The organism is Providencia sp. PROV205, from assembly GCF_028479505.1.
GTDB lineage: Bacteria > Pseudomonadota > Gammaproteobacteria > Enterobacterales > Enterobacteriaceae > Providencia > Providencia huaxiensis.
Genome location: NZ_JAMPNU010000033.1, coordinates 25806 through 51502 on the forward strand (window position 1 = coordinate 25806; position 25697 = coordinate 51502).

General features: G+C 41.6%; 20 protein-coding genes. 6 read left to right on the plus strand and 14 right to left on the minus strand.

The window, feature by feature from the left end:
- Positions 1-243 precede the first annotated feature (243 nt).
- Both PR800_RS17640 and ybaL read left to right on the plus strand, forming a co-directional pair.
- A complete protein-coding gene (locus tag PR800_RS17640) occupies positions 244-1467 on the plus strand; it encodes an MFS transporter (RefSeq protein ID WP_102139384.1) in 1224 nt (407 codons plus the stop codon).
- Between the two features lie 286 nt (positions 1468-1753).
- Positions 1754-3502, plus strand: a complete 1749-nt coding sequence (gene ybaL / locus PR800_RS17645; RefSeq protein WP_102139385.1) for a YbaL family putative K(+) efflux transporter — start codon at positions 1754-1756, stop codon at positions 3500-3502.
- Between the two features lie 109 nt (positions 3503-3611).
- Here ybaL and PR800_RS17650 read toward each other — a convergent pair whose 3' ends face one another.
- From PR800_RS17650 to PR800_RS17665, 4 genes are all read right to left on the minus strand, one after another.
- Positions 3612-3962, minus strand: a complete 351-nt coding sequence (locus PR800_RS17650; protein ID WP_102139386.1) for a DUF1937 family protein — start codon at positions 3960-3962, stop codon at positions 3612-3614.
- Positions 3963-4072: 110 nt separating this feature from the next.
- A complete protein-coding gene (locus tag PR800_RS17655; RefSeq protein ID WP_102139387.1) occupies positions 4073-4849 on the minus strand; it encodes a DeoR/GlpR family DNA-binding transcription regulator in 777 nt (258 codons plus the stop codon).
- Between the two features lie 35 nt (positions 4850-4884).
- The gene (locus PR800_RS17660) at positions 4885-6126 is read right to left on the minus strand and encodes an NAD(P)/FAD-dependent oxidoreductase (RefSeq protein WP_272531204.1); all 1242 of its coding nucleotides are present in this window, start codon (positions 6124-6126) and stop codon (positions 4885-4887) included.
- Positions 6123-7523, minus strand: a complete 1401-nt coding sequence (locus PR800_RS17665) for an NAD(P)/FAD-dependent oxidoreductase (RefSeq protein ID WP_166265683.1) — start codon at positions 7521-7523, stop codon at positions 6123-6125. The genes PR800_RS17660 and PR800_RS17665 overlap by 4 nt, the downstream gene beginning before the upstream one ends.
- Positions 7524-7764: 241 nt before the next feature.
- Between PR800_RS17665 and PR800_RS17670 the strand changes: the two genes are divergently transcribed.
- Positions 7765-9204, plus strand: a complete 1440-nt coding sequence (locus PR800_RS17670) for an FGGY family carbohydrate kinase (RefSeq protein WP_102139390.1) — start codon at positions 7765-7767, stop codon at positions 9202-9204.
- A gap of 22 nt (positions 9205-9226) precedes the next feature.
- Positions 9227-10477 carry an ethanolamine utilization protein EutH gene (gene eutH / locus PR800_RS17675; protein WP_102139391.1) on the plus strand — a complete coding sequence of 417 codons (1251 nt, stop codon included), beginning with the start codon at positions 9227-9229 and terminating at the stop codon, positions 10475-10477.
- A 342-nt stretch (positions 10478-10819) separates the two neighbouring features.
- Here the strand turns inward: eutH and PR800_RS17680 are convergent, their stop codons facing one another.
- The 9 genes from PR800_RS17680 to apt form a co-directional block, all read right to left on the minus strand.
- Positions 10820-12133 (minus strand): inosine/guanosine kinase, encoded by a 1314-nt coding sequence (locus PR800_RS17680; protein ID WP_102139442.1) that lies wholly within the window; start codon positions 12131-12133, stop codon positions 10820-10822.
- A 106-nt stretch (positions 12134-12239) separates the two neighbouring features.
- On the minus strand, positions 12240-13361 hold the full coding sequence (gene wzz(fepE) / locus PR800_RS17685) for an LPS O-antigen length regulator Wzz(fepE) (protein WP_181490076.1): 1122 nt from the start codon (positions 13359-13361) through the stop codon (positions 12240-12242).
- A 123-nt stretch (positions 13362-13484) separates the two neighbouring features.
- A complete protein-coding gene (hemH, locus tag PR800_RS17690; RefSeq protein ID WP_102139392.1) occupies positions 13485-14450 on the minus strand; it encodes a ferrochelatase in 966 nt (321 codons plus the stop codon).
- A 181-nt stretch (positions 14451-14631) separates the two neighbouring features.
- Positions 14632-15276 carry an adenylate kinase gene (adk, locus tag PR800_RS17695; protein ID WP_239978556.1) on the minus strand — a complete coding sequence of 215 codons (645 nt, stop codon included), beginning with the start codon at positions 15274-15276 and terminating at the stop codon, positions 14632-14634.
- Positions 15277-15468: 192 nt separating this feature from the next.
- Positions 15469-17337 carry a molecular chaperone HtpG gene (gene htpG / locus PR800_RS17700; RefSeq protein ID WP_272531207.1) on the minus strand — a complete coding sequence of 623 codons (1869 nt, stop codon included), beginning with the start codon at positions 17335-17337 and terminating at the stop codon, positions 15469-15471.
- A 493-nt stretch (positions 17338-17830) separates the two neighbouring features.
- Positions 17831-18430 (minus strand): recombination mediator RecR, encoded by a 600-nt coding sequence (gene recR / locus PR800_RS17705; RefSeq protein WP_102139395.1) that lies wholly within the window; start codon positions 18428-18430, stop codon positions 17831-17833.
- Positions 18430-18759: a YbaB/EbfC family nucleoid-associated protein gene (locus tag PR800_RS17710; RefSeq protein ID WP_004260403.1), complete on the minus strand. Its 330-nt coding sequence runs from the start codon at positions 18757-18759 to the stop codon at positions 18430-18432. The genes recR and PR800_RS17710 overlap by 1 nt, the downstream gene beginning before the upstream one ends.
- Positions 18760-18807: 48 nt before the next feature.
- On the minus strand, positions 18808-20751 hold the full coding sequence (gene dnaX, locus PR800_RS17715) for a DNA polymerase III subunit gamma/tau (protein WP_102139396.1): 1944 nt from the start codon (positions 20749-20751) through the stop codon (positions 18808-18810).
- A 112-nt stretch (positions 20752-20863) separates the two neighbouring features.
- The gene (apt, locus tag PR800_RS17720) at positions 20864-21415 is read right to left on the minus strand and encodes an adenine phosphoribosyltransferase (RefSeq protein ID WP_102139444.1); all 552 of its coding nucleotides are present in this window, start codon (positions 21413-21415) and stop codon (positions 20864-20866) included.
- A 142-nt stretch (positions 21416-21557) separates the two neighbouring features.
- On the opposite strand from apt, the gene priC reads away from it, so the two are divergent.
- Positions 21558-22106: a primosomal replication protein PriC gene (priC, locus tag PR800_RS17725; protein ID WP_102139397.1), complete on the plus strand. Its 549-nt coding sequence runs from the start codon at positions 21558-21560 to the stop codon at positions 22104-22106.
- A gap of 18 nt (positions 22107-22124) precedes the next feature.
- Positions 22125-22301 carry a DUF2496 domain-containing protein gene (locus PR800_RS17730; RefSeq protein WP_166265695.1) on the plus strand — a complete coding sequence of 59 codons (177 nt, stop codon included), beginning with the start codon at positions 22125-22127 and terminating at the stop codon, positions 22299-22301.
- Here the strand turns inward: PR800_RS17730 and mscK are convergent, their stop codons facing one another.
- Positions 22302-25682: a mechanosensitive channel MscK gene (gene mscK, locus PR800_RS17735; RefSeq protein WP_166265698.1), complete on the minus strand. Its 3381-nt coding sequence runs from the start codon at positions 25680-25682 to the stop codon at positions 22302-22304. It abuts the gene before it with no gap.
- Positions 25683-25697 lie beyond the last annotated feature (15 nt).

The following is a 25697-nucleotide window of genomic DNA, read 5'->3' on the forward strand; positions in this document are numbered from 1 at the left end:
GATATAGGAATTTTTATTCAGTCATATTAGATTATAGTTTGTCACTACCTGCTGTCTTATAGCATAAAAATATGATCAGGATTTGATACCTATTGCAGAATAAGAAATTCGTTTCATAAAAATGAGATCATCATCAAATAATTAACCGACACTAATTATTCACGTGATTTATTTATCCATTTAAATAAATTGTATTTCAGTTATATTGATAACAATTATGTAACACAGAAAGTTGATAATAATATGAGTGAGCAAACCACAAACCCTAACAACCCAAGCCCGTCAAAGCCAATAAACAAAACGGGGAAAACGGTCTTTAGTATCCTAACTGCCATCAGTGTCTCCCATTTACTTAATGACATGATCCAGTCACTGATCTTAGCCATTTATCCTTTATTACAATCTGATTTTTCATTAAGTTTTGCCCAAATTGGGATGATCACCCTCACCTATCAGATTACTGCATCATTACTGCAACCTATTATCGGCTATTATACCGATAAACACCCGCAGCCATATTCTCTGCCAATAGGTATGAGCTTCACGTTAACGGGATTAATATTGCTAGCAATGGCTGAAACCTTCCCGACTATATTACTGGCCGCGGCACTCGTTGGAACAGGCTCTTCCGTATTCCACCCTGAGTCCTCACGTGTTGCACGTATGGCATCAGGGGGACGTCATGGCCTCGCACAATCCTTTTTCCAAGTGGGTGGCAACTTAGGGGCCTCCCTTGGGCCATTACTTGCAGCGCTGATTATTGAACCTTATGGCAAAGGTAATATTGGTTGGTTCTCACTAGCAGCCCTACTTGCAATTGTTATTTTGCTGCAAGTCAGCAGTTGGTATAAACACCAACATCGTGCCGCAAGTAAAAAACCGATCGGTGCGGGGAATGTAAAAGTCTTACCACGTAAAGTCATTGTTGGCTCTTTAGCTGTACTATTAGTCCTGATTTTCTCCAAATACTTCTATTTGGCCAGTATCAGCAGCTATTACACCTTTTATCTGATCGATAAATTCGGTGTTTCAGTGCAAAATGCGCAAATTCATTTGTTTGTTTTCTTATTTGCCGTTGCCGCTGGCACAATGATTGGCGGGCCAATAGGTGACAAAATAGGGCGTAAATACGTTATTTGGTTCTCAATCCTTGGTGTTGCGCCATTTACTTTAATTTTACCCTACGCATCCCTCTATTGGACTGGGGTACTTACCGTCATTATTGGTTTGATTTTAGCCTCCGCATTTTCAGCTATTTTAGTCTACGCACAAGAGCTGATCCCCGGTAAAACCGGCATGGTATCAGGGTTGTTCTTTGGGCTGGCCTTCGGTATGGGGGGTGTTGGTGCAGCAGTTTTAGGTCATATCGCAGACCAAACCAGTATTGAACAAGTTTATCATTATTGCGCTTTCTTACCATTACTTGGGATTTTTACAGTATTACTGCCAAATATTGGTAACAAATAGTTTTATTTTCTTATTTTACCCATACTTACCTAAAAATAAGTATGGGTCTTTCCTTCCTCAATCCAAACAAATTCCAGATAAAAATCTCACAAACATAGCGCTTGTAACGATTTAGCACCTTTAAGCTGTCTTTTTTTTAAAAACATTTCATTTTTTTAAGGAAATTTATCTCAAAAAAAGTTAGAATATAAAAACATGCAAATTGCATTTTAAAATGAAGGCCTCATTTTAAAAGTCAACGGCATGTACCCACCTTTCTATTTTTATATTCACCAGAGGAGACTAAATGGAGCATTCAACGCCCTTAATCACAACCATTGTTGGTGGTCTCGCCCTTGCATATTTGTTAGGTATGATCGCGCAGCGATTAAAAATTTCCCCTTTAGTTGGCTACCTTGCAGCCGGTGTTCTCGCAGGCCCATTTACCCCCGGTTTTGTTGCTGATGCAGCACTGGCACCTGAACTTGCTGAAATCGGTGTTATCTTACTGATGTTTGGGGTTGGCCTACATTTTTCATTAAAAGATTTACTTGCTGTTAAAGCTATCGCCATTCCCGGAGCCATTGCACAAATCGCAGTAGCCACCTTATTGGGTCTTGGCCTCTCTATGCTATTTGGTTGGGGAATATTTACAGGCGTTGTATTTGGCCTGTGTTTATCCACTGCCAGTACCGTCGTATTACTACGGGCCTTAGAAGAACGTCAATTGATTGAAAGCCAGCGTGGGCAAATTGCTATAGGCTGGCTGATCGTTGAAGACTTAGCCATGGTCTTAACACTTGTTCTACTGCCTGCCGCAGCCGCTATTATGAACACAGATGACGCAAGTTTCAGTGAGCTTGCATTAGGCCTTGCATGGACAATTGGTAAAGTAGTTCTATTCATATTCATTATGATTGTCGTGGGTCGTAAAGTGATCCCATGGATTTTATCACGTACCGCATCAACAGGTTCTCGTGAACTATTTACCCTTGCTGTTCTCGCACTTGCATTAGGTATTGCCTATGCCGCTGTGGCGATTTTCGATGCTTCATTTGCCCTCGGTGCGTTCTTCGCAGGGATGGTATTAAATGAGTCTGAGCTCAGCCATCGCGCTGCACAAGACACTCTGCCATTACGTGACGCCTTTGCTGTTCTGTTCTTTGTCTCGGTTGGGATGCTATTCGACCCAGTCGTGTTAATTGAACAACCTTTAGGGATTTTAGGGGTTCTGGCCATTATCATTATTGGTAAATCTGCAGCGGCCTTGGTTCTTGTCAGGATGTTTGGGCACTCACGGCGAACAGCACTAACCATTTCCGTCAGTTTGGCGCAAATCGGTGAGTTTGCCTTTATCTTAGCAGGCATGGGCTTGACCCTTGGCGTGATGGATAAAGACGCACAAAACTTGGTATTAGCAGGCGCAATTGTCTCTATTATGCTGAATCCTGTGTTATTTAGCTTATTAGATAAATACCTTGAGAAAACCGAGACTATCGAAGAGCAACTGCTGGAAGAGACTCTGGAAGAAGAAACTCAAGTTCCTGTCGATATCTGCGGCCACGCAATCATTGTCGGTTACGGCCGAGTCGGTGGCATGCTTGCAGACAAACTGCGTAGAAGGGAGATTCCGGTTGTTGTTGTTGAAGATACCCGCGCTCGGTTTGAAGAACTTGCTGAAAATGGCTTTAGCGCAATTTTAGGCAATGGCGCAAATAAAGATATCATTAGTCTTGCACGTATTGAATGCGCCAAAACATTGCTTTTAACCATTCCGAATGGTTATGAAGCAGGGGAGATTGTCGCAACAGCAAAAGAAATGAACCCAGATATCACTGTGATTGTTCGTGCCCATTATGATGATGAAGTCAGCTTTATCAAAGAACGAGGGGCTGAGCATATTATTATTGGTGAACATGAAATTGCTAAATCTATGGCGACACTCATGTGCAATGATGTGGAAGAGTTCGGTTGTTCTATTGATGATTTTATTGATAACGACAATAGAAAAGTCGAAGGCAAAAACTTAGATGAATATCTAAAACCTAGCCACTAAACGCCGCCCTATCTTTAAAGCCGTAGCCTTTGGGTTACGGCTTTTTTGTGCACAAAAAAATCCATGACGATAAAACGTCATGGATCATCAAGATAGCGATAAATAAACGTTATTCTGCCATTTGTTCTTTGAACTCATCCCCTGTCCAAACCGGCAACCCTTGGTCTTTAAAAAACTGAATTTCCGCTGCAACACCGCCGCTCTTCTCCCACCCCGGTAATGTCAGCACAATTAACCCATCACAACGCTTTAGAAACTCCATATCAATAGAAGACCAAGCGACTTTTTGTCCTTGTGAGGCAAGGTATTGGTTAATAGGATGGGTCATCGTGATTTGGCTATAAGTTGCTATACCTTTAAGCGCAAGCTCTGCCGCGAATTTAGTGCACTCTTGGAAGCGCATTTCCACAACATTGCTATCGGGGTCTGAATAAGGGCAAGCAATAAAATAGAGGCTCATAATAATTCCTAGTATTGGCGTTAATCAAATTTTGGGTAAAGTAACCCTATGAAAAATAATTAAATATATTTCATAGGGGGTGTTTATAATTGAATGATAAAAATTAAAGCTTATTCAACATCCGCAACAATAATCTTCGTTTTAGGGTGTTTTTTATTTTCAGGTAATTTAAACTCTTTGCTGGTGGTCACCAAATAGTCAATGTTTTCCCAACTTGTCACAAAATTAATCGCATGCTTATTGGCCTTTGTGCCATCCGCTAATACCATTAATTTATCGCTATTTTCCATCATCTTTTGCGCGATCGCAGCTTCATCGACGTGCTGGTCCATCACACCATGCAGAGCGTGTATCGCCCCTGCGCCAATCACTGCGTAATCAGCAAAAAATTCAGCAATGTTTTTTAGTGCTATCGCACCTAAGCATGCATTTTGCGCTGCATTAAATTGCCCACCAATCAAAATTGTTTCGATGGTTGAGTTTTCTTGTAACGTATTTGCCAATAAAGGCGAATTCGTAATGACGGTTAAATTATCAATCAACTTAATTCTTTGGCTAAATTCAAAGGTGGTTGTGCCAAAATCAATAAACAATGTGTCTCCAGGTTTTATCAGCTCAGCCGCTTTTGCTGCAATCGCTTTTTTCTCATCAACCGCGGCTTGTGCTCTTTCCGTAAAATTACGCTCAAATTTTGACTGGATATTAACGGCTCCACCATGGACTTTTTTCAGTAACTTTTGAGTTTCAAGTTTACTAAGGTCACGACGGATAGTTTCTTGCGCGACATTAAAATGTTTTGCAAGCTCCTGTACGTAAACCTGCCCTTGAGTAGAAAGCAGCTCAATGATGGTTTGATGACGTACTTTTGAGGAACGTCCCTCACACATAGTTTAATCCTTCTTAACCATTTAACTTTCCAGCACTATACAACAGTGATACTAATTTCAGTAGCGTCCCGTTGTATTTTTGTTAAATCAATATTTTTCAGTAAAATACGTCGTGTTGGTAAACAGCGATGGCGTTTTTCATATAACAGGGTATTTCCTGCCATAACTCGAATAGTTCCGCTCACAGGTTGTTCAACTTTGATATTAAAATCAATTTGTCGCACTGATAAATTATCAATATCAATATCAATATCAATACATGCAGGAACACTAAAACAAATTTTCGAGTCAAACTGCACAGGAATATGTTGGGTTTCTTTCAATTGTTGTTGATGATGATTCGCTAATAAATCGTCTGCTATCCGCCCTCCTGTCACTAAACCTTCTTGATAGCATTGGTCACCCATATCGGCCGGATGCAACATATTGCCCGCAGCATAATAACTAGCATCTGAGCAACGCCCATATTGGTCTGTTACCGGTTTTCCTGTCGCCGCATCAAACCCCAAATGACTTTTACGGATTAAGGTGTTTTCACCAACAAATTGCCCCGTAAAAATGACCGAATCACACATAATTTTGTGGCTTTTACCTTTGGTTTCAATAACCACATATTCCACGCGATCTAATCCACCAATTTCAGTAATTTTACTATTCAAATAAACGGAGGTTCCCATCGCTTTGGCAAATAAAGTCGCGGGTTTAAACGCTAAAATCCGTTCGCCACTTTCAATCATCGCTTGGGCTTTAACACCTGCATTTTTTAGTGTCCATAATGCAGAAAAACTCACTAATTCACTGCCTACTATCACTGGATTGCGGCAAGGCTTCTTACCATTTAGATAAACAAATTGCTGTAATGCCCCGGCTGTTAATACCCCTTGAGGGCGCAAGCCTGAAACTAAGCGCGGGTGTCTAGGTGTTTCTCTGACCCCAGTCGCTATCAGAACCCGCTTAGCTTGCATTTCGACAAGGCCTTCTGGTGTTGAAACCGTTAATTTTCCATTAGGCTGCAGTGCCGTTACCGTACTACGGGTGAAAATTGGTGTATTTCCCAGTTGATTAACAATTTTTTCTGCAAATTGATTGCCTTTCATCGGGCGCTTGAATGCGAGTATGCCAAAAGTTGGGTGCTGGCAATGACGCGGAACGCCTCCTGCCTGCGCTTCACGTTCAATAATGGCGATATTTTGAATACCGCGACGACGCAAAGCCTGTGCAGCAGCAACACCAGTAGGGCCCGAGCCAATGATAATCACATCATAATTTAAACTCATTTTACGGCCTCCACTGCCAGTGTGTGGTCGAAACGACCATTAATGATTTCAGCCACCTGGCTACTACAATAAAACCCATTACAGCGCCCCATCATCACTCGCGTTCTGCGGCGTAAAGCGCCCAAACATTCGGGAGGAATATCCGAATCAAATGCGGCCTCAATCTCCCGCTGAGTCACTAATTCACAATGGCAAACAATACCGCCATTGCTTTTGCATTGGTAATCCCGCTGATGATATTCAGAAATCATTGGCATGGTTGGCCAAATTAGTGCTTCTGGCGGTGATAATTCAAAAAGTGGTGTGAAGTTTTCTTGATACAATTTACCAAGATAGCTTGCCACCCCTAAAGCCGAAGTTAAGCCTGTTGAACGAATTCCCCCCGCACATATCCACTGTTTTTCAGGATAATCATTAATACGGTAATACTTTTCTTCTGTGGCAGGACGTAACCCCGCATAGGTTGCGGTCACACTGTAATTGTGCAATGAAGGTAACATACGTGAACCTTGGGCAATTAAGTCCTCAAGGACTTCTTGTTTTACTTCTGCCTTCCAACGGTCATCTTGTTCCTCCGCTGTTGGGCCAAGTAAGAGGTTGCCAAAGATGGTTTTTGATAGCAAAACACCTTTTGTGATAGCCGTTGGCACTGGCAAGATAATCGCATTGATATCTGCTGCTGCGGCTTTATCATAAACGAGGAACTGTCCTTTACGTGGTTTTATTTGGAACGGTGATGGGTGGCAAATTGATTCAACAATGTCCCCGTTGATCCCTGCGCAGTTAATGACTAAACGGGCAGAAAACTCACCTTTTGATGTGGTTAAACGCCATATTCCATCATTGAGTGCTCCACCGCTTACCTCACAATGAAAACGGTATTCAGCCCCATGTTTCACAGCTTGTGTTAAATACGAAAGTGGTGTACTCCATGGGTCGATAACCGCCTCACCTGGCACAGAAACGGCCGCAAGTGCGCCTTGTGCTAAATGTGGTTCTCTACGATAGAGTTCTTCTTTATCAATAATTGTCACATCTAATACATTATTAGTGTGCGCTTGCTCAACTATCGCAGGTAATTTACTGAGTTGCTCATCATTCCATGCAACCACTAATGCTCCTGTTTCAAGAAGAGGTAAATTCATTTTTTCTCTGATTTCAATGAATTCACGATACCCTTCTTGCATGCACTCAAGTTCTAGACTCCCTGGTGTGGCGTCAAAACCTGTATGTAATAGCGCACTATTTGCCTTACTTGCTCCCGAAAGAATGTCACCTCCACGTTCGAGTAACAACGTGTTGGCACCCATCAGTGTGAATTTGCGTGTCACTGCACAGCCAATGACACCACCGCCGATGACAATGACATCCCAAATCTTTTTATTATTAATTTCCATGGCTGAGATCCTTAACTTAAAACTTGCACACATAAAACCACATAATTCCCACAATCACAATAATTAAAACAACACAAAGCACAACAACAACCAAAAACTTACTCACATTGTTACTTTATTGTGAGTTTTGTCACATTAGTGAAACTTGCTGTGAGTTTTTTGTGGATTTTATTTCCGATTAAACGATAGTAAGCAAAAAAACAGACCTATTTACAACATTTATAACACTGGGAATACTGTGATGCTCAATCAACGTTATGCGGCTATCGATCAGGGAACAACGGGAACCCGGGTCGTTGTCTTTGAAGAAGGCGGCCATTACCACTCCCCTATGAGCATTCCTCATAAGCAAATCACATTGAATAGTGGTTGGGTTGAACACGACCCAGAGGAAATACTGGCAAACATCATTAAGTGCTTACACAGCTGTGAAGTTGTTGATGCTATTGGGCTTTGTCACCAAGGTGAAAGTATTGTGGCATGGGATGCGGACAGCAAGCGTCCTTTATACAATGCCATTGTCTGGCAAGACTTGCGGACAGAGAAAACCATCTCAATGCTCAAAGAGGCAGGGTTAGAGCCACTGGTGCAATCTAAGTCGGGATTACCTCTCGACCCGTATTTTTCCGCCAGCAAAATGGGGTGGATAATTGAAAATGTCGTCGGAGCAAAAACATTAGCGGATAAAAATAAACTGCGTATCGGTACGATGGATGCTTTTTTTCTCGACCGTTTATGTGGCGTATTCGTCACCGACTATAACTCAGCATCTCGAACGTCATTACTCAACATTCATACATTAGAATGGGACCAAGAACTGTGTGACATTTTTGGTGTTCCCATCCACTGCTTACCACCAATTAAAGATAACATCGGTGATTTTGGTGCAGTAAATCTCGATGGGCATCTCACACCAGTCACAGCCATTATTGTTGACCAATTTGCTGGCACATTTGGCCATGGCTGTCGTGAAAAAGGTGATGCAAAAATTACCTTCGGTACAGGCGCTTTTTTGCAAGCATTGACTGGTACAGATATACCACAAACTCATGACAGCGGTTTACTACCCACACTCTGCTGGAAGTTCCCCAATCAACCCCCGGTATTTGGCTTAGATGGTGGCGTGTACAACGCAGCGTCTGCCATCAATTGGGCTCGCAAAATCGGTTTATTTGACTCATTCGATGAGCTTGGTGATTTCAGGGCTGAATCTGCGATTAAACGTGGTCTCGCCTTTGTCCCAGCGTTATCTGGTTTAGGCTGCCCATACTGGGATCGCAGTGCTGCGGGTCTCTGGGCGGGGCTTTCATTAGATACTGACAAAAAAGATATGATGCAGTCTGTTTTGGAAGGCATCGCAGCGCGCTCCGCTGAAGTTATTTTTGCAATGGAAAAAATTTCACCGTTAGGCCAATCAATCTCAGTCGATGGAGGGCTTTCTTCAAATCAATATTTTAAACAATTTTTAGCGAATTTATTACAGAAAGACATTGAAGCACCAGCAAACCGTGAAGTCACCGCACTAGGCGCAGCCTTGCTGGCTCGCAAAGGCATCGGTATCACTCACGAAATGGCGGTAAGACGCAACGCTACTGTGACACATCCTGATGGAACGAACATGCAAGGTGTGATGGAACAATATCGCGACATCATTGCCCGTTCTCGCCAATTAAGACACTAAAATAATAAAAGGAAACCCTACCATGGCTGAATTCGGAAATTACATTATTTACTTGATCATGTGCGGAGCCATCATTGGCGCAGTCGCATCCATTGTCAGACCCACCAGCGATCTTGGAAAAGAGTTTGTTAACGGGATCTTTTCTATTGGTCCCGTGTTTCTTGCCCAAGCGGGGATCATGGCTGCAGTTCCACTACTCTCACAGTTAATCTCTTACATTCTTGGGCCTGTCTTTTCCTCTGTTGGATCAGACGTTTCCATTGCGGCCTTATCGATTATTGCAGTTGACATGGGCGGTTACCAACTAGCCGATGCACTGACGACGAATCGAGACATGTGGATCACCGCAATGTTGATCGGTTATACCTCTGGGGCCACTATTGTTTACCTGATCCCAGTAGGGTTAACAATGCTAAATCGCAAAGATCATAAATACCTTGCGCTTGGTGCAATGGCTGGGTTGATCTCAATACCATTTGGCGTACTCGCTTCACTGCTATTAATTACGTTCAATAATATTCCTGTCAGGGATATTATCTCTACGAACTCACCGGCAGCACATCAATTAACCTTAGATTTCTTTACCATGTTGCAATACTTGATGCCGCTGTTTGTATTCTGTTTTTTATTAGCTGCTGGGCTAAAATATCGCCCAATGTTAATGGTAACGGGTTTCCTGATTTTCGGTAAAATCATGGATGCATTCGTCAAATTAGTCTTAGCATTTTCAATCGTTGAACACTTTACCGGGGTATTCACTAAAGTTTTCGGGGCATGGGGCTTCGACCCACTGTTTGCGGACCAAAATGAGTTATTCCGCGCCATCGAGATTGCGGGCTATATCGGTATTATGTTAGCGGGTACATTCCCAATTTGTTATTTATTCCAACGCTACTGTAAACCTTTAGTACGTGCATTAAGTAACCGTTTAAAACTGAGTGATACCGGGTCTTTGGGTTTTATTATGGTTATGGCAAACATTATTGCAACTTATCATTTATTCAAAGAAATGCGAGCTAGAGACAAAGTACTCTGCGTTGCATTTGGTGTTTGTGCGCAAGCCACCATCGGTGACCACCTTGCGTTCACGGCCAATTTCCAACCCACGCTTGTTTTACCTATTCTGCTTGGTAAGTTGGTTGGTGGCTTCTTAGCGGTATTTATTGCGATTAAAATATCAGTGCCACAAGCAATGCGCTATGAAGCTGAAGATATAAAAGCGGCTGAAATAGCCAAAGAAGAAAGTGAACTCGCTGTTGCGAAGCAACATTAATTAACATTAACCATATTTATATATTTAAATATACAACTCGCTGCATGCTAAATATGAATACTCATAAAGTAGTATGCAGCTTTTATTTATTGGTCTGAAATTAATTCAAACTCTCATCAATTATTAACATTGCACTCACTATATGGTTATTTATATTAGTCATCATTAACCATTACATTATTTATAGATACATAATTTGAATGTAAATAATTACTTCAATTAATAAAATTTAGTGACAACAATTCATCAAAATAATTGTTCAAAAATAAAGGCACCTCAATAACAATTATATTGAAGTGCCTTAAAATCGATATCATTAATTAAAATGAGAATTATTTCGCTTTAACGTTCCCAATAAGATTCTTCTAAGCTATCTTCTTTTTCAGGTAAGCCACGAGTCAAGCGAGGCGAATGCTGAGTTAATACTTGATAACTTACACGATTAGCATATTTACACACTTGGGCTAAAGATGAATAAGTTAAGTATTGGCGCTCATGTTTACTGGAATTAGGCACATTAGAGCGATGGTAAGAATTGGCAGTAATATCGTGAAGTAATGCAGATAAAGCCCCGTCTCCCGCCCCATTCGTGTTCATGATTTTCTCAGGCCCGCCCATGTAAGGCTCAATATGCGAGAAAATTCGTAATGGAACTTGGCAATCTTGCTGACGCATTGCTCGGCTAAACTCGTATAAGTTAAATTCTGCAATCGCCCCCGGCAATAGTGGGTGCTGCGTCGTACGTTTATAAGCGTCTTCCGTATAGCCAGCCATATACAAGCCTGACGGGCCCGCTGTGCATAAAACTAAATCGACCCAGTCTAATGCCATATTAGAGGCAAGTAATGGGTCACTCAGCCCTGTCAGCTCCTGTGCTTCATCTTCATTCATTGCAACTACTGAAATATGTTCCGCTAAGAAATCACGCCAGAACTGAGGGTCTTGAGCGATGACAAATTTAGTTCCAAGCGTCAACACAACGGGAACATTATGCTTTTTCGCATACGCAATAGCCTGCATAGTCGCATCCGGCATAGTTTCTCCGGGTTTGCAGCGGACTAAATAAGCCGTTAAAACCAGCGCGGAAGCCCCCGCAATGATATCTTCGGGAATGCTATTTGGGTGCAAGCGGTTCATATGGCCTGGACTGATAGCAAAAGTTCGCTCGCCATTTTCAGTAACTAAGGTAAAACAACGCCCAATAGGGCCATCCACACCTTGTAGAAAATTTAAATCCATACGGCTTGAGGTGTGGCATAAATAGCGATAGGCATAGCTACCAATTTGGATGTTATTACACATTGTGCCCAATAACACAGATCTGTCATCGGCTAATACTGAATAATTGTGCAGTGTATTGCCAATTGTCCCACCCGCAAACTCATGAGTAATCAATGCATTATCTGTAAGTTCTTTATATAAAGCTTCAGCGGCATCATCTTCAATAACCAATGAATGTCCCTTACTCAACTGGTAGCGCTGAATGAAATCGTCATCCACTTTCGCTTCAATATCGACTAGTGTTTGATCGATACCAACGATATAGGACTTACAATTCTCATCATCCGCCAATGTTTCTTTTAAAGGCTGTAATAAAGGATCTCTGAGGCTAACAGGAAAATAGTGTTTTGACTTGCGTTGACCGGGGAATTTCATAATTAGAAGATTAACAATGGAACATCGCCCTATTCTAGCACGATAAAGTAAAGCCAGCACCTGCAAAGAAGGCACTGGCTCCATTGTTTGTCATTTGGAAGTTATTTTACTGATTTTGATATTTATAATCGCGGTAAAGTTCCCGACTTAACACAAATGCACAACTCAAAATTAAACCAAGTATTGCGCTTAATGCAACAATTAACGATGATTTTGGTGAATCTTTATGCAACGGTAAGTCTGGCGTTAAAATAAATTTAACTGGCGTAAAATTTAATTCTTTACTGGTTAACTCTTGTAAATCATCAATATAAATTTTACGGTTTTGTAGGTTTTCGCTCATCAATGCCAAATCACGATTTTGGGTTTCGATCAGTAATTTTTTCTCTAAAGCTTCAGTTCCTAACGCAATAGGGTAATCAGGGTCATCATTGATAGCAACAGAATCGCTGGCTATCGGCTTTTCAATTCCAGCCGCTTTTGCAATATCAACAGCTCGTTTAAGCCTTTCAACCTTAACATCGTATTCCGTTTGAATTTTGCTGACTTCGCGTTTTAGTGACTCACTGGCATAAATAAGTTTCTCTGAAATCATATTGTCGATTTCAACTTTTAACTGTTGCCTTACTTTCGATGCACTATAGCGAATATAACCTTCAAGTAAGTCCTGGGCTTCCGTTGGCAAAGGGGCAGTAAAGCTCAAAACAATATCACTTGAAGTACTGTTTTTCTCTTTTGAGAGATCTTGAATTTTAATATCATTAGAAATGATTGAGTTTACTAACCTTTGCTGAGCGATAACATCATCTTTTGGGTCAATTTTCTCTGCAAGATTATGATAATACTCAGTACTTCTTATATAACTCTCTTGATTAACTTTCGAACGATATTGGTCAATAAATGCAGTAAAAACACGTTGAGCACTGAGATCAATAGGAATATCTAAGACATCCAATTGCGCTTTAAATGCATTGACTTCTTTAAGCTCTTCAGATGCAGGAGGAATAACAATAGCAGTACTGCTCCATTTTTGAGGTAATAACTTAACAACACCAACACTTACCCCAATACAAACAATCGTAAATATAAGAATCAAAAATTTATGTTTTAACAAAATGGAAAACAAGGCCATCAAATCAATTTCATCGTTTTGCTGTATATGAAATTGATGAGCAGAAGACGACTTCTGCTCTATATTACCTTGTGGTGGCTGCTGCTTATTGCTCATATTAATTCCAAAAGACATAACATTCATTCAATCATTTATAATTTCAGATAAGTGATTATAGTCTATAATCAGCTTATTGATATATCGATAAGCAAACTTTTCTGCATTAATTTACTGAATTACTTATTTCAGTACATCTTGAATTATTGAATTAATCATATGAATACTATTTGGATTATCATTTAACGCCGGTATGTAATTATATTTATTACCGCCACTACTCATAAAAAACTCTTTATTTTGCTCGCTAATTTCTTCTAATGTTTCTAAGCAATCAACTGAAAACCCTGGGCAAATGACCTGAACTGACTTTACTCCTTGTGCGGGTAATTCATGCATCGTTTTATCCATATAAGGCATCAACCAAGGCTCACGTCCAAAACGTGACTGGTAGGTAAGCATGACTTTGTCACTTGGATAATTCAGCGCCTCACGGAGTGCCTCCGCCGTTTTTTCGCATTCTTGCTGGTAAATATCTCCGGTATCACAATAACGCTGCGGAATACCATGGAAAGACAATATAAGCCTATCTGGCTCACCATGCAGAGCAAAGCTTTCTTCTATCGAGCTGACTAGCGCTTGAATATAAGCGGGATGTGTCGCATAACTCCGAATAAATTGCACACTTGGAATGGTACGTCTGCTTGCAAATGCTCTCGTTAATGCATCATACACCGCTGCAGTTGTCGTACAGGAGTACTGTGGATACAGTGGAAGTACCACTAAATCAGTCACGCCTTGGTCTAGCAAGCTATCCACCGCACTTTTAATTGAAGGCGAACCATAACTCATACCTATCTCTACGGCAGTATTCGGCAATAATTCAGCGAGTTTTTGCTTTTGACGTAAAGAATAAACCAGTAATGGCGAGCCACCTTCTAACCAAATAGATTGGTATAATTTCGCTACCTTAGAAGAACGAAGCGGTAAAATCGCTCCATGCAAAATGGGTTTCCAAATCAAGCGGGGTACATCAATAACGCGTTTATCACTAAGAAATTCGGCTAAATAGCGTTTCACTGCTGAGGTCGTTGGGGCATCAGGGGTTCCTAGGTTAGCTAACAAAATGCCGTATTTTTTTTCTGACATGAAACAACTCCTAATTGATAATTATTCCCAACTTTAGCACAGTTAATTAACGATTTTTGTCACCAAGTGGTATAAAAAACAAAGGCAGCGATCATCGCTGCCTCCATATAATACCTTATACTTAAAATAATTCGAATTGCAGTGACTATTACTGCAATACACATCATGATAAGTACAAATATTAACCTAAAATTTTCGCCAGTTCTTCACTAACTTCTGCTACTTTACGCGTACCGTCTAATTTGAAGTACTTGGTATTCCCTTGTTTAGCTTCATTTTGGTAATACGCAATTAAAGGTGCAGTTAATGCATGGTATTCAACCAGACGCTTACGTACGGTGTCTTCTTGGTCATCTTTACGGATGGTTAGTTCTTCACCTGTTACATCGTCTTTGCCTTCAACCTTTGGTGGGTTAAAGCTGATATGATAAACACGGCCTGATGGTGCATGCACACGACGACCAATGATGCGCTCAACAATGATTTCATCAGGTACATCAAATTCCAGCACGTTATCAACAGTGATGCCAGCTTCTTTCATGGCGTCCGCTTGAGGGATAGTACGGGGGAACCCATCCAACAAGAAGCCATTGCGGCAGTCATCTTGTTTGATGCGCTCTTTAACTAATGCGATAACTAATTCATCAGTAACTAATTTACCGTTATCCATCAGCTCTTTAGCTTGTAAACCAAGTTCGCTCCCTGATTTAACAGCGGCACGTAACATGTCACCGGTTGAAATTTGAGGGATCCCAAACTTTTCCATAATAAATTGAGCTTGAGTGCCCTTACCAGCGCCTGGAGCGCCAAGCAGAATGATACGCATTGCGTAAACCCCTTGCTATTTAGATTTTTATAATTTGAAAAGAAAACAAGCTACCATACCATTAGCATGCCGCTTTACTCAAGAACACACGTAAACGATTTCGCATTTATCTTTTTTCGCAAAAGAAAAAAACCACGCTAAAGCACAAGCAAAAGCGTGGTTTATGCTCAATAACGAAAATACTAGATTAAATTACTTTAGAAGTAATTCATTGATTTTTCGTATAAATAGGTTTGGATCTTCCAATGTACCACGTTCTGCTAATAATGCTTGATCCAACAGGACATCAACCCAATCAGCAAACACGGACTCATCAGTGACTTCAGCTGCTTTTTTAACCAAAGGATGCGTTGGGTTCAATTCGAAGTTATATTTCACTTCTGGCGCGGCTTGCCCAGCTGCTGCAAACAGTTTCGCCATCTGTGTACTCATTTCATCTACATCTGTCGTGACAATTGCAGGTGTATCCGTTAAGCGATGCGTGAGTTTAACCTCTTTAACACGCTCACCAAGGAATGACTTAACGCGCTCAATAAAGGGCTCTAATTGCTTATCAGCTTCCTCTTGTTCCGCTTTGTTTTCATCCGCTAGCTTATCTAATGACTCATCGGCTTTACTTACGGATTGGAACTGTTTACCGTCGAATTCCGATAAGTAATTCATCATCCATTCATCAATACGGTCAGATAACAGCAAGACTTCTATGCCTTTTTTACGGAATAACTCAAGATGCGGGCTGCCTTTTGCCGCTGCATGGCTGTCTGCCGTGATGTAGTAAATTTTATCTTGGCCCTCAACCATACGGCTTACATAATCGTCTAAAGAGACGTTCTGTACACTGCTATCAGTATGAGTCGTTGCAAAACGCAGGAGTTTAGCAATAGTTTCACCATTTGCCATATCTTCCGCAGGGCCTTCTTTCATCACTAAACCGAATTGTTGCCAGAAGGTTTGGTATTTTTCTGCATCTGATTTAGCCAGTTTTTCCAGCATTTGCAGGACGCGCTTGGTTAATGCACTGCGCAAACTACGAGTTAATGCGCTGTCTTGCAGTATTTCCCGCGAAACGTTCAACGGTAAATCATTGGAGTCCAACACCCCACGAATAAAACGCAGGTAATTCGGCATGAACTGTTCTGCGTCATCCATAATAAATACGCGTTGAACATAGAGTTTCAAGCCGTGTTGTTGGTCACGATTCCATAAATCAAATGGCGCTTTAGAAGGTACATACAGCAGGCTGGTATACTCTTGCTTACCTTCTACACGGTTATGTGACCATGTTAGTGGGTCTGCGTAGTCATGGGAAATATGTTTATAGAACTCGGTATATTCTTCGTCTGAAATTTCAGACTTACTACGCGTCCATAATGCTTTCGCTTGGTTAATTTTTTCCCAAGTGACCGTACCGTCTTCTTCATTTTTTTCTTCGATTTCAACTGGTAAAGCAATATGGTCAGAATATTTGCTAATCACTGAACGCAAGCGCCAGTTATCCAAATATTCTTTTTCGTCATCGCGCAAATGCAAGGTAATTTCGGTGCCGCGTTCGGCTTTTTCAATATCAGCGATGGTGTATTCACCTTCACCAGCAGATTCCCAGAACACACCTTCATTTGCAGGAGCACCTGCCGCACGGCTACGTACCGTTACTTTGTCAGCCACGATAAATGCAGAATAGAAGCCCACACCAAATTGACCAATCATTTGGCTATCTTTGACTTGGTCACTACCTAATGATTCTAAGAATGCTTTTGTGCCGGACTTCGCGATAGTTCCGAGGTTTTCAATCACCTCTTCACGGCTCATACCGATACCGTTATCGCTGATGGTCAATGTACCTTGGTCTTTGTCAGCACTAATGCGCACGCGCAGCTCACCATCGTTTTCATACAGTTCGGGTTTAGATAATGCACGAAAACGCAGTTTATCCGCCGCATCTGATGCGTTGGAGATCAATTCGCGTAAGAAAATCTCTTTATTTGAATAAAGAGAGTGGATCATTAATTGGAGGAGTTGTTTAACTTCTGATTGGAAACCACGCGTTTCCTGTCCTTTCATACTCATTAATCGCCTCTATTTCATCAATCTAATTGGATAGGTTTGACTTATCGATGCAGATTAGTTGGGGGCGAAAAACAGAAATTCAAGCGAAAAGAACAAAAAATTTAAACCATCAGAACCAAAAGCTAATGATTAGAAAGAAAATAATCACATCCGTCATCATTCTAAAGGAAGTTGATGAAAGGGATCGTTTTAATCACCTCCAAACATATCCTCTAAATAATTTGTGCTGTAGCTAGGCGTCAAATGCGTTAATCCCTAGGAGCATACCAGTATATGACCTGAGTCACCGAATGCAGCCCCCTACGGCTTAAATTAGTAACTGAATTCTGTAGGGTGATTTTAGAAAAACGAAATCAATACTATCCTCTAAATAGTTCAAGTTGTAGGTAGGCGGCAAATGAGGAGATCTCGGGGAGCATACATCAGTATGTGACCCGAGTCGCCGAGTGCAGCCAACACCCCTACAGCTTGAAATATGACGAGGATATTACAACCGAGAGCGGCCGGAGAGCGAATGCGATAACGTCGTACTATCGACAAGCTCCAGTTCTCCGCCAACAGGCACCCCGTGTGCAATTCGGCTCGCCGCCACTCCATATTGGCCACACATTTGCCCAATATAATTTGCCGTCGCTTCCCCTTCTACCGTTGGGTTAGTTGCTAAAATCACCTCATTGACCGTCTCTGACGCCAAACGCTCTTCGAGCCTATCAAGACCGATATCCATAGGGCCAATGCCATCAAGTGGTGATAAATGCCCCATAAGTACAAAATAGCGGCCGGAAAATTGCCCGGTTTGTTCGATTGCATAGATATCTGCGGGGCTTTCAACCACACAAATTAAGCCATTCTGTTGGCGGCGTGGGTTATCACAAATATTACAAACATCTTGTTCTGTAAATGTTCTGCAATCACGACAGTGGCCTATTTCAGACATGGCTCGAGTGAGTGATTGTGCTAAACGCATTCCACCACTACGGTCACGCTGTAAAAGATGAAAAGCCATTCGCTGCGCTGACTTGGGGCCAACCCCCGGAAGACAGCGCAGAGCTTCCATCAACGATTCAAGAAGCGGACTTGTTTGCATTAGAATGGCATCTTAAAGCCTGGTGGTAATTGCATACCACTGGAAACACTCGCCATTTTTTCTTTCTGAGTTTCTTCGATACGACGTGCAGCATCATTGAATGCCGCGGCAATCAAATCTTCTAACATTTCTTTGTCGTCTTCAAGCAAGCTAGGGTCGATTTCAACACGACGGCAGTTGTGTGAACCATTAATGGTCACTTTAACTAAGCCAGCTCCAGACTCACCTGTAGCTTCGAGTTGAGCGATTTCTTCCTGAACTTTTTGCATTTTATCTTGCATTTGCTGGGCCTGTTTCATCAGGTTACCCAATCCACCTTTACCAAACATAGTTATCTCTCACAACTGAGGCTACAGCTTAACAATGAGACTGTAGCGTTAAACGGGGCGAATACTCTCTTCATCTAATTGCGCATCAAACATTGAGCGCAGTTTTTGAATCGTTTTATCCGCAATAATAGACTGGCGCGCTTGTGCCAGTTTTTCTTCATAAATCGCCTGTCGCCATTCTAGCGGGGTTTTCACCTCGCTATTATCATCATGAACGATTTTCAGTTCAACAGTACGACCATATAGTTCGCTCAGAGCTTCTTCCAACGCTTTGTGTGCCGATGGTTTATCGAGATGCTTCTGAGCCGAGCGCAAATGTAAAACAATTTGCGACTCGCTTAACTCTTCTATATATGAATTCAAAGCTAATTGTTCAACCAGTTTGGGAATATTTAATTTTGCAATTTTCCCTGACCAACTGTCACGAACTCGCCCTTCCTCAATAATTTTAACGGCTAACTCAGGCGTTTTTTCATATTCTAACGCCTCTTTGATCCCGCTTGGCGTTGTCACTGCCTCTTTTGGCGCCATCGCCTCTTCATTTTGAGGCTTCCATTGGTATTGCTTTGGTTTTTGTGGTTTTGCCGCCTGAGACGCTTTATTAACCACATTTTGTTGATGTTTGCTGGTCACGGCGGCCAGCCTTTCCAGTGCTGATGCCGCCGGCTTAGCCCTTTCAGGCGTCACCGGTTTAGCCTTTTTTGGGCTAGGATCCTCACTTTGTGGAGATTGTAACGCCTGTCTAGCCTTCAATAACTGTAACGTTGGGCTATTGTCTGGCAGATTTTCTGCTCGCGCTTGTGTCGGAGGCACCCTTTGCGTCATATTTGATGCCGCAGACGGTGCAGATTGAACAGCGGCTTGTGGAATAACTTTTGGCGGTGCTTCAATTTCAGCAATCACATTTTTAGGATGAAAAGCTAATGCACGTAATAGTGCCATTTCAACCCCCATACGCCGCTCAGGGGCATAGGGGAGTTCTTTTCTTCCGACTAATAACGTTTGGTAAAACAGTTGGAGATCTGCAGGGGAAATGACCCTTGCGACCTGCCGTAGCCGCCCTTCTGTCGATGACGGGTCTGTTTCTTGTTCAGCAGGAAGCAGTTGGATCATCGCGATACGGTGTAATTGCGACAAAATTTCCACCAGCAAGTTCTCCCAATCCGCTCCGCGACTGGCAGCTTGCTCCACCTGCTCCATTACCGCCATGCTATCGGCACGTACTAGTGCTTCAATAATGGCTAATGGCTGCTCGTCATCAAGGGTTCCTAGCATTTGGCTGACAATATCAGCCGTGACTTTCCCTTGCCCCATCGCAATGGCTTGGTCAGTTAAGCTTAATGCATCACGTAAACTGCCATCAGCTGCTCTTGCTATCAGCTGGCGAGCACGTTGGTCATGCTCAATATTTTCTGCATTTAGGATGAGCTCAAGTTGCTCACTGATTTGCGTGACATCTAACGCTTTTAGATGGAATTGCAAACAGCGAGACAAAATGGTCACGGGGAGTTTTTGTGGGTCCGTCGTCGCCAATAAAAACTTCACATGTTCAGGCGGTTCTTCAAGGGTTTTTAACAACGCATTGAAACTATGACGAGACAGCATATGTACTTCGTCAATTAAATAAACTTTGAAGCGCCCACGTGCGGGTGCGTATTGGACGTTGTCTAATAATTCACGAGTGTCTTCGACTTTGGTACGGGAAGCCGCATCAATTTCAATTAAATCGACAAATCGCCCTTGTTCTATTTCAAGGCAGTTAGCGCATTGTCCACAAGGCGAGGCGGTGATCCCTGTTTCGCAATTAAGGCCTTTAGCAAATAGGCGCGCAATCGTCGTTTTCCCTACACCACGTGTACCTGAGAAAAGATAGGCGTGATGAAGCCGCTGATGCGTTAGCCCATTAGCGAGTGCAGTCAAAACGTGCTGTTGACCAACAACGTCTGAAAATTTTTGGGGGCGCCACTTACGGGCAAGTACCTGATAGCTCATGGATTCCACTGTCATTTAACATGGTACGTGAATATATATAATCATAGTACCATGCTACCACAGCCTCAACCTATACAGCGAGGCTGTGATAAAAATAGAGGGAAAATAAAGATTAGTGGCCTGGGAACTCAACAAGGCTATAAGAAGAAACACCTTCTTTTTGTAGACGTTCAACGCCGCCAAGATCAGGTAAACAGATGATAAATGCCGCATCAACAACATTAGCACCAAGCTGTTTGATCATTCTTACCGTTGCTTCCACGGTACCACCGGTCGCGAGTAAGTCATCAACAACTAAGACGTTATCTTCAGGGCTGATGCTATCTTTATGGATCTCAAGCGTATCGGTGCCATACTCAAGGTCGTAAGTCATACTCAATACTTCACGTGGTAATTTCCCTTTTTTACGCACAGGGACAAAACCTACGCCTAAACGTAATGCAACTGGCGCGCCAAATAGGAAACCACGCGCTTCAGTCCCTACAATTTTAGTGACGCCTTTATTTTGATAATGTTCCACTAACATATCAATCGTTGCTTGGTATGCAGCAGGGTTATTTAATAAAGTCGTAATGTCACGAAAGATCACGCCTTCGATTGGATAATTTTGAATCGATGCGATACTTTCTTTAATCAATTGCAGTTGTTGCTCTTTAGCGGTCATAATAAAAGCCATGTAGTAAACACGAAAGTGTAGAATCTATGTAAAGTACCATAAAAATGCAATAAGAAGCCGTCAATTTGGCATCAGTTTTGTTGCTGAATATCAATATTCCGCTATTTTTGACACTTAATGAGAACAAAAAATGAAAATTCCCGCTCTTTTGGACGCGTTAAAAAAGCAAATTGATGAATTGAAAACACGAGTGGAACCCATAAAGGATCTTGAGTTTTCACATTCACGCTTCGATATGCAATTGTTTAGTCGCAAATCAACCCGTTTGGGTGATTGCCAAAACGAATTACAGACCTTATACCAGCAATTGTGCCATAGCGTAACGTTAAACCACAGCGAGCAGGTCAATTTTCTGACTGAGAAAATTGTCCATCAAATGCAGGCAATTTCACGAGAGATCTCTACACAAACTTTACGTGAAAAAGAGTCTAGTTTCACTAAAAAAAGGGAACAGGTTGATTTATATGAACGTTTATCACAACACCAAGACTATGAACGACGCTTGCAGGCCATGGTGAGTGAAAAAGAACTTCATTTAAGTGAGCTAACCGACCACCGTTTGCAGCACCAATGCCAAAAAGAACTCGCTGTACTCGCAGGCCGTTTGTACCGATGCCGCCAAGCACTTTTGCGCATTGAAAAAGCCATTGAACATCAAGAAAATCAATACTTTGATTAAATATTAGAAGGGAACGCTATGAATTCGCTCAAAGATGCCCCACAAGAAGTACAACTTGCCGTTGATTTGATTTATTTACTCGAGAATTCAGATATTGAAGCCGATATTGTATTAAAAGCTCTTGATATTGTTAAAAATGATTATATTTCCAAACAGATGCAGGCGGCACAAGCCACCCGCACAGATGAAATCTAATTAACTTGGTAGGTTGTCATCACTGTCTTTTGGTGTACGTTTCACTTCTTGCACTTCATCCCCTTTGCTATTATGCAAATGAACTTCTAACTGGTTGAATGCAATATCAATATCATTTTCTCGACATAATTTATCTATCGCACGGTTCACTTCATCGCTGGTCACACCACGGTCACCTATCTGTCGCACATAAAAACGCAATTCATGATCTAGCGTGCTCGCGCCAAAACTGGTGAAATAAACATTGGGAGCAGGTTCCGTCATTACCTTACTGTTACTGGTTGCGGCAGATAGTAAAACGCGTTTTACTTTATCAAGATCAGAACCATACGCTACCCCGATCGCAATCGTAATACGTGTAACGGTGTCTGATAGCGACCAGTTGATCAACCGCTCAGTCACAAATGCTTTATTGGGTATGATCACTTCTTTACGATCAAAATCGACGATCGTTGTTGCACGAATGCGAATTTTACTGACTGTTCCTGAATAGGTCCCAATAGTGACCGTATCGCCAATGCGGATCGGCCGCTCAAACAATAAAATGATCCCTGAAACAAAGTTAGCAAAAATTTCTTGTAAACCAAACCCTAACCCGACCGTTAAGGCTGCCGCCAACCATTGCAGCTTGTTCCACGTGACACCAATCATCCCTAATGAGGCGATCGCCCCAATTCCCACAATAATATAAGTCAATATTGTCGTGATGGCATAAGTGGAACCTTGACGAAGTTTTAACCGCGATAAGACCAAAACCTCCAGTAACCCGGGGAGATTTCGCGTCATCACCCAAGCAACAATAATGATCACCAGAGCCAAAATTAAATTCGCTAACGTGACGAATTGTAAGATATTTCCCCCATCTGCCGATGTGGCGGTATAGCTCCACAAATTCACGCTATCTAAGAAAGAGAAAATAGTGATGAAATCAGACCAAATTGCGTAAAACGCCAATGCAAAGATAATAAACAACACCATCGTGGTGAGACGTAACGATTGCTGGCTAATCAGCTCAATGGTCATTGGGGGTTCTTTAATAGGTTCGTTCTCAACCTCTTCTTGCTTCAACATCGCACGCCGCTCTATAGCACGCTGATACGCCAATTTACGGGCAACCAATGTTAACCCCCTCAAACACGCGCTATAAGTGATATACCACAGCAATAACAGGTATAAACTGTCTATCCAACGGTTTGCTAAGCGTAAAGTGGTGTAGTAGTAGCCTGCCATCATTAAGCCCACTAAAATTAATGGCGAAAATGTCAGCAATGTCACGACAATACTACGCGTTAAGTGGCTACCCTTCTCTTGCCAAACTTGTTTGCAAAAAGGAACAGTAAAGATACATAACAGGATAAGAGAAACCAGCACGATCAACTGACCTATCACGTCCTCAGACACTTTCAGTGGGTTAGTAACCCCATAAGTGGAGAAGAAAATGAGTGGTACCAACGGAATCGATAACCGGAGCATTTGGCGCCGCGTCTGGGATATTTTCTCTTTTTCGATACCAAAATGTTTTCGAGCAATACCTTGCGGTTTTAACACGCGAAAAGTCAGCTCAAATAATGCCCAAAATATCGCCAACTGTTGGCAAAATTGCCAGAAGAATGGCCCTTGTACATTTCCTGTTTTCAAGAACCAATAGCCAAATGCCAGTAAAAACAGTGAAATAGGTAAGGTTTGCATTAATGTCAGCAGTAGCGCAAAAGGTGTGCTTAACACACTATCGTTACGCAAACTGGAAAGCCGTTGGTCAATATCTTGCAATCGATTATTAATTTTACGGTTAAACCAAATAAACAACAGCGCGACCAATACAAGTGGAATAACAACTAACAGTGAATTACTCATTCCCCGTTTAATACTGCGATTCGATAAACTAAAATCAAAGCTATTAATTTGTGTTGCTGCGGCTTCAGGGAAACCTTTAACCCATTCCAAATCAATTGGTTTATTACTATTCACCCAAAATATTTGCTGGGCTAATGTGTTTTCAAGAGAACTCACCACACTCAATAATTGGTTTTGATCCAATTGCAAGTTGATAGCTTGCGAAATTTGCCCACCAAGCTGCTGGTTAAGTTCGTCTAATAACCCCCGACGTACTTCCAATAGTTTCAATAACGAGGATTTATCTTCAGCTGATAATAATGTGCTATTTGCTGGCTCATCCCCTGTTTTTATCTCAAATTGCTGTTCCAACTTCGTAATATAATCATTAGGTTGGTAAAGCTCATCACGCTGTTGGTTAATATCAAACTGTTCAAGCCGCAAATCGGCAATCGTTGTAGGTAAATTTTTAGTTAAAATGTCAGGAGGCAAATCAATTTGTTGTTGAAATAAAATTCGTGAAAGCAATAAGCTACCGCGTAATACATTAATTTGTTCTTTTAGATTTCGTTCTGACTGCGTCGCTCTTTCAAGCCATGTTTTCACTCGAATACCATTTTGCACCAGTTTATTACTACTTTCTGTCACTGCGATTAAACGGTCACTGAGCGCATTATTAATCGCAATTTCTTTTTGAATAATGGGATTCTGTTGCGCTTCAATATCGGTTTCAGAAGTACTCAATGCTTCACGCACTGTTGATTGGGAGTCATTTAGGCGACGATGGCTAATCGCGTTTTGTACTTGCTGAATATGATGTTCCAATTGCTCAATATAGGCGGCGGTATAATCACGCTGTTTTTGCAGCACATCTTGTAATTGAGTGTTAGCCTGTAGAATACGTTTTTGATATTCATTTTGTTGCTGCAATAAATACTGTTCAACTTGCAGCATGGTAATTTGAGTTGGTCTTAAATTCACAGATTCATTCAATGAACTATTTAGCTCATTACGAATTTCCTGTAAGCGCCTCGCATTTTCCAACATCATCGCTTGTGCCCTTTCAGGCTGCGTTTGTAAGCCAATTAATTGGCTACTATAGGTTGCAAGGTCATTTTGTTCTGTTTGCAGATTTTCTAAATAAGAGGCTTGTAATGCTTCTAATTGTGAAAGAGAACTATCTTGTATTTTTTGTAGGAAATTTTCGGTGCGCTGCTCATTTTCATTTTTTATTTGCAACAAACCTTGTGCTGCTTGTTTCGATTCTTCACTCGCGTTACTCAGTTTTTTTTGCAGTTCAGCCGTTCGCTGTTCGAGTTTATCCAGCTCGTTATAAAAATCTGAGGTTTTTTCCAGATCAGCGAGAGCAAGTTTATCTTCTTCACTGAGTGAACTTTTTTTATTCAATGCGCTGAGCGCACTTTTTATTTCATTCTTATCAGGTAAGTTATTTGATGTTAATGCCGTAATTGAACTGGAAAAAGATATGATGAAAAAAAACAGTGTTATCGATACTAACTGCCGCCACTTCCATTGTTGTTTCATCATAATGGCATTCCTTTA

Bases quoted from the DNA above. Each gene is read 5' to 3' on its own strand.
- PR800_RS17640 (WP_102139384.1), top strand. From the start codon at position 244: ATGAGTGAGCAAACCACAAACCCTAACAACCCAAGCCCGTCAAAGCCA.
- ybaL (WP_102139385.1), top strand. From the start codon at position 1,754: ATGGAGCATTCAACGCCCTTAATCACAACCATTGTTGGTGGTCTCGCC.
- PR800_RS17650 (WP_102139386.1), bottom strand. From the start codon at position 3,962: ATGAGCCTCTATTTTATTGCTTGCCCTTATTCAGACCCCGATAGCAAT.
- PR800_RS17655 (WP_102139387.1), bottom strand. From the start codon at position 4,849: ATGTGTGAGGGACGTTCCTCAAAAGTACGTCATCAAACCATCATTGAG.
- PR800_RS17660 (WP_272531204.1), bottom strand. From the start codon at position 6,126: ATGAGTTTAAATTATGATGTGATTATCATTGGCTCGGGCCCTACTGGT.
- PR800_RS17665 (WP_166265683.1), bottom strand. From the start codon at position 7,523: ATGGAAATTAATAATAAAAAGATTTGGGATGTCATTGTCATCGGCGGT.
- PR800_RS17670 (WP_102139390.1), top strand. From the start codon at position 7,765: ATGCTCAATCAACGTTATGCGGCTATCGATCAGGGAACAACGGGAACC.
- eutH (WP_102139391.1), top strand. From the start codon at position 9,227: ATGGCTGAATTCGGAAATTACATTATTTACTTGATCATGTGCGGAGCC.
- PR800_RS17680 (WP_102139442.1), bottom strand. From the start codon at position 12,133: ATGAAATTCCCCGGTCAACGCAAGTCAAAACACTATTTTCCTGTTAGC.
- hemH (WP_102139392.1), bottom strand. From the start codon at position 14,450: ATGTCAGAAAAAAAATACGGCATTTTGTTAGCTAACCTAGGAACCCCT.
- adk (WP_239978556.1), bottom strand. From the start codon at position 15,276: ATGCGTATCATTCTGCTTGGCGCTCCAGGCGCTGGTAAGGGCACTCAA.
- htpG (WP_272531207.1), bottom strand. From the start codon at position 17,337: ATGAAAGGACAGGAAACGCGTGGTTTCCAATCAGAAGTTAAACAACTC.
- recR (WP_102139395.1), bottom strand. From the start codon at position 18,430: ATGCAAACAAGTCCGCTTCTTGAATCGTTGATGGAAGCTCTGCGCTGT.
- PR800_RS17710 (WP_004260403.1), bottom strand. From the start codon at position 18,759: ATGTTTGGTAAAGGTGGATTGGGTAACCTGATGAAACAGGCCCAGCAA.
- dnaX (WP_102139396.1), bottom strand. From the start codon at position 20,751: ATGAGCTATCAGGTACTTGCCCGTAAGTGGCGCCCCCAAAAATTTTCA.
- apt (WP_102139444.1), bottom strand. From the start codon at position 21,415: ATGACCGCTAAAGAGCAACAACTGCAATTGATTAAAGAAAGTATCGCA.
- priC (WP_102139397.1), top strand. From the start codon at position 21,558: ATGAAAATTCCCGCTCTTTTGGACGCGTTAAAAAAGCAAATTGATGAA.
- PR800_RS17730 (WP_166265695.1), top strand. From the start codon at position 22,125: ATGAATTCGCTCAAAGATGCCCCACAAGAAGTACAACTTGCCGTTGAT.
- mscK (WP_166265698.1), bottom strand. From the start codon at position 25,682: ATGATGAAACAACAATGGAAGTGGCGGCAGTTAGTATCGATAACACTG.